Here is a 7,005-nt window from a genome sequence, read left to right as displayed (position 1 = left end):
CTAAAAAATGGGTTATAATGAAAGCGAAGGATAGATATTCAATAATTTTAGATAGAGAGGAGACAGGATAGTGAAAACTGCTACTCTGCAATTAGAAACGTTAACATGCCCATCCTGCCTGCAGAAGATTGAAGGTGCTGTGAAAGGCTTGGATGGAGTTGACAAGGATACCGTTAAGGTGATGTTTAACTCCAGCAAAGTTAAACTGAGCTTTAATGAGGATCAAATCACAATCGATCAGATTGAAAATGCCATAACCAACGTTGGCTATGAGGTAAAAAAATCCAGCGTTAGATAAACTTCAAAGTACGAGCGCGCTCCCAGGTGAGCGCGCTTTTTTTTGGCAGGTGTCTGGTTGTCGAAGAGAGAAACTAAGAAAGGAGCAGGGAAAGGCAGGGATGTTCATGGCGGAAATAGGAGTCGCACTGATGTATTTTGCTCTAGGGTTTTGCTTATACGCGGTGATTGCCGGCGTGGTGAAATTGCGGTCAAAAGCCGACCTCAGTTTTGCTGATGTGCGCTGGGCGTCGGGTTTGGCGACTGCAGCTGTAACTGGGGCTGTGGCGGTACTGGTACAAGCTTTTCTAACCGATAATTTTCGCCTAGCTTATGTGGCTCAGTATTCAGAGCGGAGCCTGAGCTTAATTTATAAAATCAGCGCGCTGTGGGCGGGACAGTCGGGTTCTCTGCTGTTGTGGCTGTTTCTGCTGTCTTTGCTGGTTTTGGTTGTTCATAAAAGCCAAAAATACCGCCGCAGCGATTTAGATATTAAACTCAGCGTTGTCGTTAATTTAGTCAGGCTCTGCTTTGTCGGTTTACTGCTGTTTGCGGCTTCACCTTTTGCAACCCTCAGCTTGACACCTCTGGATGGCAGTGGCCTCAATCCTATGCTCCAAAGTTTCGGCATGGTTGTGCATCCGCCGATTGTATTTTTGGGCTACAGCTTAACGCTCCTGCCATTTGCCTTAGCGGTGGTGGGACTTGTTGAGAGAAGCATGGAAGATACTTGGCTGGTCCACTCACGCATCTGGATCCTGCTTGCCTGGGCCGCCCTCACCGCGGGTATTGTTACCGGAGGGCAGTGGGCGTATACAGAGCTCGGCTGGGGAGGCTACTGGGCCTGGGATCCGGTGGAGAATGCTTCCCTATTTCCATGGCTTACTTTAACCGCTTTGCTTCACACCTACCTGCTGCCGAACGCCGGCTGGTCCAAAAAACTGTGGAGCTATATACTGATTGCGGCGAGTTTCGCCTTGAGTCTATTTGGCTCATTTCTCACCAGAAGCGGTGTGCTGGACTCAGTGCATGCTTTTGCTTCTGGACTGCTGGGATATTCATTCCTCTTGATGCTTGCGTTTACAGTTATTGTCAGTTTCTATCTGCTGGTCAGCCGCCGCAGCTTACTGGTAGATCCTGAAAGCGATCAGGGTGGAGGCTGGCTGACTCGCTCCGGCAGTATTACTGCCAGCTTTATTCTGCTGCTGGTAATTCTTGTGGGAGTGCTGGTGGGAACCCTATCGCCGCTAATATCCCGCACCTTTGGCAGCCGGGAGGCGGTGCTCGGCGAGGAATACTATAATTTGATCGCTGCCCCTTTGTTTTTAGCCGTAGTATTGCTGATGGGGCTTACACCCTTATGGCAGGGAAGGCAGCGGCTCAAACTTATTGTATCAGGCGGTGGAGCGGTGCTTGTTTTTATTGCGGGGCTGGTGGTAAGCAGGGGACAGGTCCTGGTCAGCATCAGTTTTGCGGTGGGCGCATTTGCGCTTTTAACTCATGTAACCGAGCTGGCCCTGGATTGGTGGTCGAAAAGAAATATACGGACGAGAAAAATGGGTGCTTACTTGGTCCACTTGGGAATTGTGGTGATGGTTTTCGGCATTGCCGGTTCATCAGTGTTTAAAGAAGATGTTCTGGTTTCGATTAAGCCAGGTGAGGTTTTTGAGTTTGGCGGTTATGAGTTTCATTTTGATGATGTGATCGATGAGTGGACGGATCGGGATTACCAGGTGAGCGGTGGGCTGGCGGTTTATCAGAATGAAAAGTACCTCGGAACGATCAGTTCCAGTAAGACTTTTACTGATGTTCACCAGCCGCCTTACACCGATATTGGCATTCTCAGCCGCTTTGCTGAAGATTTGTATCTAAACCTAGCGGGACGCACTCCGGATTTTGTCCAGTTTCACATTCAGCGCTTTCCGCTGGTGAGCTGGATTTGGGCCGGTTCCTACCTGTGTTATCTGGGAGTTTTGGTGGTTATCCTTGCCTCCCGCAGGAAGAAAGGGGCATAAAAATAACAGCAGTGTTCTTATGGAGAAGAGCACTGCTGTTTCCTTTTACTCTCCTAATGATTTGAGGTAGTAGAACATTGCTTCCACATCTTCATCTTTAGGCTGGGTGATCATCTCTACCCAGTAGGCGTCTCGGATGTTTTGGCGGAGGTTTTCGCCATATTTCTGGTAAGCTGTGTCCAAAGTGATGGTTCGGACCGGATTGCCGAATCTGCTGTCGGGAAGATCCCAGGCTAAGCCATCGGCACTGCCCCCCGGATGGCAGGTGGAACAGCTCAGCCAGCTCTGCTGCGATAGGGTGGCATCGTGGAAAAGCCGCTCACCGCGGCGGATGTTGGTTTCCGGCGGCTGTTCCCCAAGGGAAACCACTTGAATCAGAGCGCTGGTGTCCGCATCAAGAACATAGATTTCTCCGGAGTAGTATGCTCCCACAGCGATGCGGGTGTTATCCGGTGAAACAGCAATGCTGCGGGGACCGCGTCCCGGAAGCTGGATGATTTCCATGAGTCCCGCGCTCCATAAAGCGCCGAGATCGTTCTGGAGCAGTTCTAAATTCTTTGGATCATCTTTGATCTTAAACCACACATCGGAGTAAGGCCGGTCGAATTCCGCTTTGGATCGATAGATCATGTTTCTAGCCAGGTCATCCCTAAACTCTGGTCCTTCGCCTGCCAGCAGCCAGTGGAGATGCTCCAGATCAAGCTTAACCACTTGATGCACACCGGAGATGCTGACCCAGAGTGTTTGCCCATCCCCAGAGATGGCCGTGCCCCAGGGATTGGCTGCTCCTTCAGAAATGCGGTCCAGCAGGAAGGTGACATATCGCTCCTGTTTATCCAGATCAATGATTGTAACCGCATTGGTGTTGACCCAGCCCTTAGTGATATGGGTCAGGGGCAGGTTGGTCTTGCCAAGGGTATGGGTGACATAAGCCCATCTCCCATCATGGGATATTGTAATCTTCCTCAGGTTTGACGCGCCGTGGGGCAGATTTATCTCTTTGCTGACTGCTGCAGCTGAGAGATCGACAACGCTTACTGACGCCGCGGCTGTCAGGATCTTTTCCGGGTCCTCTTCATCAGGAGCCAGGTGTCCAATTAAGGCATAGCTGCCGTTTGGGCTGACAGTGATGGAGTAAGGATTGGCTTTAGTTTCCACTGCAATTGTTTTTGCGGTATCAAGGTCAATGAGATAAAGTTTGGCCTCGTTAAACTCAGTTACCAGCAGTTTGTTATCAAAAACGGTGAGATCGGTGGGATTGGACCCGGTTTGATAGCGTTTGATAACCTTGTACGTATCCCAGTCAATTACCGCTGTCGTACCAGCACCATATTCAGCTGCAAAGATCAGGTTCTCATGCCAGGCTACCCCGCGCGGTTCACCATTGAGCGGGATCCTTTGGGCAACACTGCTGGTGCGCAGATCAACTATGTCAAGGCTGGCGGCTGTGGCGTTAGCCACCGCCAGATACCTGCCGTCGGGCGAATAGGCCAGATCATAGGGTGAATGATAGACCAGTGGATTTGACTCACCTGCCCGAATGGTTACTCCCATCAGGGTTGCCACCAGCAGACAGATCAGCACACCCGGCTTGAACAGAAATGGCCGCTGCTTTTTCATAATCATTCCACCTCAGGCTTTCTATTTTTCCCTAATACAAAACAGGAGCTGCTTCCATGCGTTTCAGCTGTTCCTGCACATCCTGATAGTCACCGAAGAAGGGCAGGACATGGGAATCCATCCAGATTACGAAGCGGTGCAGTTCCTCGGGGGTTAGGTCTCCGTGCCCCGCTTTTAACCGATGGTAGAGCTCCGACTGTCTGGCGCCGAAGACTCCCGGTTCCGTGCGGGGGTAAACCTGATCCCAGTTGCCGCCGTAGTGCTTATCAAAGAGGAAAACGTATGGTTCCAGATTGAGATAGGATCGATACCAGTTGAAAGGCCCGACAATTCCCCTTAAGTCCGGACTTTGATCGCGGCCGTTGTGGCAGCTGATACACTTTTCATCCAGAATCGGCTGAATCAGGATGGGGAAGCTCATGGGCTGCGCTCCAGGCGCTGTTTCTGGTTCGATCTCCGAGGGCTCCCTCAGCAGCGCTTCCGGAATGGAAGTAGGATTCGCCGGCGCAGTGTGGCGCGGTTCATGGCAGCCCTGGCAGCTTAAAAACTCCTGCCCGGGAACTACATAGGCTGCGGAGCGCATGGACTGGACAGCTAAGCCTTCTTCATCAACTGCCTGGAAAAAGACGGGTATGCCCGGTTCCAGCTTAAAGTAAGCGCTGCCATCTTCCTCCACCGGTACCGTGCCGATTAATCCCCGCGTATTTCTGCCTGCCCAGTTGCTCTGAGTGCTTTCATAGCTCACCATGGGGTCGGTAGCCAGCGCTGTGCTCTTCGGATAGACCTGCCAAATTCGCAGTTCTTTAATGGCCGTATCCTCAGGAAACGGAATCAAAGTATCGTAAACATCTGCCACAAATACTTCTGCAGCCGGAGCGGCTTCCCGGGCCGCAACTCCCGGATCGCAGGTTTCTGCGCCGGGCGGCATGCCGGGGTGAGCAGCCACATTCCATTCTTCAGGAGTGGGCGGCATCTCCGGAACCCTGATCGCATTTGGCACCGGTCTGGGTCTGACCGGAATTGGATCCTGGGCAGAGAAGGTAGGATCAAGGTAGAGCAGAACCCGCTCTTCTTTTCCGTCTGCAACGTTTAAGAGATAAAGGCCATACTTAGTTCTGGTGCCGCTGTCCGGCGAGTAGACTGTCAGAAACAGCTCTTCGCTTAATGGATAGGGCGTGGCATAGTTAGTTCCTCCACCTCCCGACTCAGGAAAACCGCCGGTGCTGGGAGTAATATTGACAAATGTTGAGGTGTGGTCATCATCTTCAATATCCGGATCAATAATGATCAAGGGACCGTAGTTTTGGCCGTGGTGCGGCGCCGCTACAGCCACGATTTTGTTAGAATTGGGAATTGGGCGCATGGACATCTGCATCAGGGGCACATCTTTCAAATGCCCCACATCGGACAGGTGCAGCTGGGGAATTGGGTAGTTGAGCACCAATGCCCGGGCATCTTCTCCCGCAGGATTGGTGATCCACGCCGAGTGCATATGGGTTGCACCGCGATCTACATAATCCCAGCGGGTGTAGATGATCATGCCGTTGTTGTCCACTGCCGGATTCCACTCATTAGTTTCATGGTAGCTGATCATGCGGATATTACTGCCGTCAGGACTCATGCGGTGGAGGGTATACGTTGGTACCGGCCGCTGGTGGCAGCGTCCAAAGCCGCCTCTCCGCTCGGAAATAAAGATGATGTCGCCATCAGGCAGCCAAATTGGATCAAAATCATTATAAGGGCCGAAAGTGAGCTGCGTCAGCTCGCTGCCGTCAATATTAACGCTGAAGATGTGAAAAACATTTTCCTCATCCCAGACGAAATTATCCCGGTGAGCATCGGTATAAGCAAAGACGATTTTCGTGCCGCAGTAACTTAAATCCGGGGATAGAAATGCTCCTCCTTCCAGCTTCTGGCCTTGGCGGGGACCATTCACTACAGTCGAGTTTTCCAGCACATTGCGGAGTGTCGGGCTGTCGGAAAAGGCGTTTTCGAGAATATAGAGTCCGCCGCCGGGAATTTGGTTGTGACCGAAGTACTGGTCGACCATATGGTTCCCGAGACTTTCCACATTCGGCAGCCGCTCTCGTTTGATAAAGAGAATATCTTCAAAGTCTCGGTCCGCAACAGCCGCCAAAAGCTGACTGCGCTGCTCCGAGCGGATTTGATGATAATAAGATGCTAGGTTTGCTAAGCTGCGCTCCATGCCATCCGGCAGAAGCCCCGAGTGCTGAATTCCCAGCTCAATCTCGGCAGCTGAAGCCCAACCGCCGTGTCCCTGCAGGGCGGTTAGGCGGATGTGGGTCGCTTCCACCGGTTTAAAATTAACTACCTTAGCCTGGGCATCCAGATTCCAGCGCCCGCGGGCAAGTTCAGTAAAGGTTTGACCATCAGCGCTGTAAGCAATCTGGTATTCAGTGATCACACCGTTCAGATTGCCGTCCTGGCGGGGCAGATAGGTAAGCTGATTGACCATCGTCGGCTCCGCAAGGATCAATGTGATCGATTGGGGCAGGGGATCGCTTCGGTCCCATTTGGTATGCCATATGGATGACGCTGAACCGTCTAAGGCGTTGTCGGGACCATTGTATGCGGAGCGGAGTTCAGCGCTCGTTGCGGCCGCGGTCAATTCAGTTTCTAAGCCAAGAACGCGGGCGATCATCTGCTCCAGCTGACTGGCAGCGGTCTCATCATCGGCCACGAGCCAGGCAGTGAAACTGCCGCGGTAATCTTCCCCAATCCAGCTGGCTTCAATTGGATATTGGCGGCAGAACTGTTCCCAGCGCTGTTCCACGGTTCTGATTGCGCGCTGTCCCTGCATGGATTCTCTTAGAGCAAGGACGTCTTCCACCCAGGTAGAGCTGGATTCCCTCATTTGATCTTCACCATGGGTCCAGCCGATTGCAAAGACTAAGGCGAGTGCCATCAGCAGAATCGATATTTTCAGCCATTTGTGCTGGCGCATATCTGTTCCTCCCCCCAACAGCTTTACTGCTTGTGATTATTTCCTCATAATGTTACTTCTCTAGTTTTGGTGAGAATCCTTTGGATTTTATAACCGATCCTAAACAAATAGTTTATCAAGGTTTAATTA

General features: G+C 51.7%; 4 protein-coding genes. 2 read left to right on the top strand and 2 right to left on the bottom strand.

What is annotated here, in order from left to right; genetic code table 11:
* The first annotated feature begins 70 nt into the window (after positions 1-70).
* Complete coding sequence (locus GX019_05720; protein HHT36659.1) at positions 71-298, top strand: heavy-metal-associated domain-containing protein; 228 nt, start codon at positions 71-73, stop codon at positions 296-298.
* A 130-nt stretch (positions 299-428) separates the two neighbouring features.
* Entirely contained in the window at positions 429-2,291 is a 1,863-nt protein-coding gene (ccsA, locus tag GX019_05715) for a cytochrome c biogenesis protein CcsA (protein HHT36658.1), read from the top strand.
* Positions 2,292-2,336: 45 nt separating this feature from the next.
* Here the strand turns inward: ccsA and GX019_05710 are convergent, their stop codons facing one another.
* Together GX019_05710 and GX019_05705 are read right to left on the bottom strand one after the other, a co-directional pair.
* Positions 2,337-3,911, bottom strand: a complete 1,575-nt coding sequence (locus GX019_05710) for a hypothetical protein (protein ID HHT36657.1) — start codon at positions 3,909-3,911, stop codon at positions 2,337-2,339.
* Between the two features lie 31 nt (positions 3,912-3,942).
* Positions 3,943-6,876, bottom strand: a complete 2,934-nt coding sequence (locus tag GX019_05705) for a hypothetical protein (GenBank protein HHT36656.1) — start codon at positions 6,874-6,876, stop codon at positions 3,943-3,945.
* Positions 6,877-7,005: the final 129 nt, after the last annotated feature.

It is taken from the genome of Bacillota bacterium (assembly GCA_012837335.1).
Taxonomy (GTDB): Bacteria; Bacillota; Limnochordia; order Darwinibacteriales; family DTU012; genus DTU012.
The sequence above is the reverse complement of the archived record's forward strand: the minus strand, read 5'-3'. Positions and strand labels throughout refer to the sequence as shown.

Excerpts from the sequence above, each read along its gene's own strand:
- ccsA (HHT36658.1), top strand. The coding sequence starts at position 429 with ATGTATTTTGCTCTAGGGTTTTGCTTATACGCGGTGATTGCCGGCGTG.
- GX019_05710 (HHT36657.1), bottom strand. The coding sequence starts at position 3,911 with ATGAAAAAGCAGCGGCCATTTCTGTTCAAGCCGGGTGTGCTGATCTGT.
- GX019_05705 (HHT36656.1), bottom strand. The coding sequence starts at position 6,876 with ATGCGCCAGCACAAATGGCTGAAAATATCGATTCTGCTGATGGCACTC.